At 69.0% G+C, this 3,773-nt stretch carries 4 protein-coding genes; 2 read left to right on the top strand and 2 right to left on the bottom strand.

What is annotated here, in order from left to right:
* Positions 1–59: 59 nt before the first annotated feature.
* Both I53_RS33085 and I53_RS07380 read left to right on the top strand, forming a co-directional pair.
* Entirely contained in the window at positions 60–332 is a 273-nt protein-coding gene (locus tag I53_RS33085; RefSeq protein WP_124262915.1) for a hypothetical protein, read from the top strand.
* 630 nt (positions 333–962) lie between these two features.
* Entirely contained in the window at positions 963–2,003 is a 1,041-nt protein-coding gene (locus I53_RS07380; protein WP_043348526.1) for a hypothetical protein, read from the top strand.
* A gap of 9 nt (positions 2,004–2,012) precedes the next feature.
* Here the strand turns inward: I53_RS07380 and tgt are convergent, their stop codons facing one another.
* Together tgt and I53_RS07370 are read right to left on the bottom strand one after the other, a co-directional pair.
* Positions 2,013–3,149: a tRNA guanosine(34) transglycosylase Tgt gene (tgt, locus tag I53_RS07375; protein WP_043348524.1), complete on the bottom strand. Its 1,137-nt coding sequence runs from the start codon at positions 3,147–3,149 to the stop codon at positions 2,013–2,015.
* Positions 3,146–3,773 (bottom strand): S-adenosylmethionine:tRNA ribosyltransferase-isomerase (locus I53_RS07370; protein WP_043348521.1); only part of this gene is annotated, 628 nt, incomplete at its 5' end. The genes I53_RS07370 and tgt, both read right to left, overlap by 4 nt.

Here is a 3,773-nt window from a genome sequence, read left to right as displayed (position 1 = left end):
AGCGATACTGCCACAGACGCTTACCGTAGGTTGTGGTACCTCCGTTTTCGGAGGAAGCCATGACAAACGGCGCAGAAGCAATAATCAGCGCGGTCGCGGCTCTAAAAGAGCTGTTAAAGATAAATGGGCTTAGCGACAAATTCTATATAGAGTTCGATGACAATCTGTCCGGCCGCTCGCTGCATTCGTTCATCGTCAATGGCCTCGGCATAGCCAGCGATCCCAGCGTTTGGCCGCAGGGCGCCCCAGAGTACAAATTCCTGTGCCGCGATCAGATTGATGTCCTGGGTGCGCGGATTCGATGGCCGATTCAAAGCACGCCGGGCGGGTAGCAGCAGAGGAACCCGGACGGAGCGCGTATCACTCCTGCCTATCGCACGGGACCTCAAACGGCGTTAGGGCGTCGCGCGCGTGCTGCCGCCAGATATGGCGCTGGACCCAGTTACAGGCCGCCAACGGCTTGATCGTCATGGCTCGTTTTGATCTCGGCCCGCACCGGGGTCGAGACCCGCCTCGTCGGGCTCGGGCCCGTGACGTGGAAACGGCGCCATGGGCACGCTCGCCACCAAGAGCGCGATCATCTCGGAATACGAGCTCAAGAGAATCGCGGGCGGCTCACCCGTGATTTGCTGCCACCGCGTAACGAAGACATTCGTCGGAAGATCGGCGACCGCTTCCGCCGCCGTCGCGAGGGGGTCTTTCTCAGGCGGCGCGGAGGAGACCATGCGCCTCCAACGGCCTCGATCAGGATTTGGCCTTCGCCTCCGTCCAGGATGGTGAATCGAAGGTTTTTCGATCTGAGACGGGTCTGGGTGCCGCGACGAAGCGGTCAGTCGCGGTGGAGGCGGCGTGATGGCTCCGCGCATGCCCGTGTCCCTGGTCGAGCAAACCCACGGGGATGCGCCGTCGCCCGGTGTCGCCGGCTGCGACGCGGGCGGCGGAATGGCGTATGGAGCCCGCCGATGGACGCGCCGTCTCACCGCCCGATCGACCACCCTTCAGCATGGAGCGGCTTCGCCCGCACCTTCGTCGTGGCCGCCGCAATCATGGGCCTGGCGGCGATCGGCCTCGTGGCCGCAATCGACCCCTACGGATTGCGGGCCGCGCCCGGTCGTCCGCCGGGACCGATCATGGACACCAATCAGCGGCTCTCCTACCCGCAGATCGCCCGCGGCGGTCCGTTCGACGCGGCGGTCTTCGGGACCTCGACCGCACGTCTGCTCGACCCGGTCGCGCTGGACGCGGCCTTCGGCGTGCGGTTCGCCAATCTGGCTATGAATGCCGCCACGCCCGATGAGCAGACCCGCCTTGCCGGATTGTTCCTGGCACGCAGGCCGATCCGCGCGGTCCTGTTCGGCCTCGACGCCACGTGGTGCGCCGCCGATCCGCCGGCCCGAACCGCGAACGCCTTTCCGGACTGGCTCTACGCGGACGGAGCGCCGGGGGACGTGTTGCGGCAGATGAGCTTGCGCTCGGTCACGACGGCCGTCGGAGCCGGGTTCGCAGATCTCGGGCTGGCACGGGCGAGGATCCGCGGCGACGGCTATGCGGTGTTCACGCCATCGGAGGCGCGCTACGACCTTGACCGCGCGCGGGCGCATATCCGAGCGGGGGCCGTCGAGTCATCCGCCGCGGACGCACCGGGCGCCCCGATGCCGGCCCTCGCCCATCTCGACGATCTGCTCGGCCGCGTGCCGCGGGAGGCGCTGAAGATCGTGGCGTTCATGCCGGTCCATGCGGCGGCGCAGGGAGCGCCGGACTCGGCAGCGGGCCGGCGCGAGGCGGCTTGCAAGGCGCGCACCGCGATGATCGGGAAACGCCGCGGCGCCGTCGTGGTGGATTTCCGCCGGATCTCGCCGCTCACGACCGAGGACGCGAATTACTGGGACGCCCTCCATTACCGCCTGCCCGTGGCGGCGCGCCTCGTCTCGGATCTGAAGGCTGCCGTCGCGACGGGCCATGACGATCCGGACGGAGTCTACCACGTGCTGGCACATCCCTGAATTGGGCGGTCAGGCGGCGGCGCGCTCGGACCGGGCCCAACCCGCGCGGGTGCTGGTGCAGTAATCCGCGTAGCGGCCGTCCCGGATCGCCGCGCGGGCGCCGGCCATCAGGTCCTGATAATAGGCGAGGTTGTTCCAGGTCAGGAGCATCATCCCGAGGATCTCGTTCGAGCGAACGAGGTGGTGCAGATAGGCGCGGGAGTAATCCCGGGCCGCCGGACAGGTCGAGGCCTCGTCGAGCGGCGCGGTGTCCTCGGCGTGGCGGGCATTGCGCAGGTTGACCCGTCCGTGGCGCGTATAGGCGAGGCCGTGCCGGCCGGCGCGGGTCGGCATCACGCAGTCGAACATGTCGATCCCGCGGGCGACCGCGCCGAGGATATCGTCCGGCGTGCCGACGCCCATCAGGTACCGGGGCTTCGCCGCCGGCAGATGCGGCTCCACGGTCTCGATCATGGCGAACATGACCTCCTGGGGCTCGCCCACGGCGAGGCCGCCCACCGCGTAGCCCTTGAGATCGAGATCCGTCAGCGCACGCGCGCTCTCGACGCGCAGGGCCGGCACGTCGCCGCCCTGGACGATGCCGAACAGGGCCCGCCCGGGCTGCTCGCCGAACGCGACGCGGCAGCGCTCGGCCCAGCGCAGGGACAGATGCATGGCCTTCTCGATGGCCGCATGGTCGGCCGGCAGGCGCACGCATTCGTCGAGCTGCATCTGGATGTCCGAGCCGAGCAGACCCTGGATCTCGATGGAGCGCTCCGGGCTCATGTGGTGGGCGGTGCCGTCGATATGCGAGCGGAAGGTCACGCCCTGCTCGTCGATCTTCCGCAGGGCGGAGAGGGACATCACCTGGAAGCCGCCGGAATCCGTCAGGATCGGCCGATCCCAGTTCATGAAGCGGTGCAGGCCGCCGAGCCGGGCCATCCGCTCCGGGCCGGGCCGCAGCATCAGGTGATAGGTGTTGCCCAGCACCACGTCGGCGCCGAGGTCGCGGACCTGATCGGGATACATCGCCTTGACGGTCGCGGCGGTGCCCACCGGCATGAAGGCCGGTGTGCGGATCGTGCCGCGCGGCGTCGTGATGACGCCGGTTCGGGCGGTGTCGTCCTGCGCCAGCAGGTTGAATCCGAAGCGAACGCTGTCGGTCATGGGATGTCCGCGCGCGGGCCCGGGAAGAGCAGGCTGGCGTCGCCGTAGGAGTAGAACCGGTATCCCGCCTCGATCGCGTGCGCGTAGGCCGCGCGCATCGTCTCCAGTCCGGAGAAGGCCGAGACCAGCATGAACAGCGTCGAGCGCGGCAAGTGGAAGTTGGTCACGAGCGCGTCGACCGCGCGGAACCGATAGCCCGGCGTGATGAAGATCTCGGTCGGCCCCGAGAAGGGCGCGAGCGTCCCGTCCGGGCCGGCGGCGCTCTCCAGAAGGCGCAGCGCCGTGGTGCCCACCGCGACGATCCGGCCCCCCGCGGCCCGCGCCGCGTTCAGGGTGTCGGCCGTGGCTGCGTCGAGGATGCCGATCTCCGCATGCATGCGGTGTGCGTCGGTATCCTCGGCCTTGACCGGCAGGAAGGTCCCGGCGCCGACATGCAGCGTGACGTGGTGGCGCCGCAGACCCGCGGCATCGAGATCGGACAGCAGCGCCTCGGAGAAGTGCAGGCCTGCCGTCGGCGCCGCGACCGCTCCCGGATGCCGGGCGTAGACCGTCTGGTAGTCGGTGGTGTCCCGGGTATCCGTGGCGCGCTTGCCCGCGATGTAGGGCGGCAGCGGCAGGGCGCCC

Source organism: Methylobacterium sp. B1 (assembly GCF_000333255.1).
GTDB lineage: Bacteria > Pseudomonadota > Alphaproteobacteria > Rhizobiales > Beijerinckiaceae > Methylobacterium > Methylobacterium fujisawaense.
This window is presented reverse-complemented; position numbering and strand designations above follow the sequence as displayed.

What these genes read in the sequence shown, in the direction of transcription:
- I53_RS33085 (WP_124262915.1), top strand. Translation starts at nt 60, where the DNA reads ATGACAAACGGCGCAGAAGCAATAATCAGCGCGGTCGCGGCTCTAAAA.
- I53_RS07380 (WP_043348526.1), top strand. Translation starts at nt 963, where the DNA reads ATGGACGCGCCGTCTCACCGCCCGATCGACCACCCTTCAGCATGGAGC.
- tgt (WP_043348524.1), bottom strand. Translation starts at nt 3,149, where the DNA reads ATGACCGACAGCGTTCGCTTCGGATTCAACCTGCTGGCGCAGGACGAC.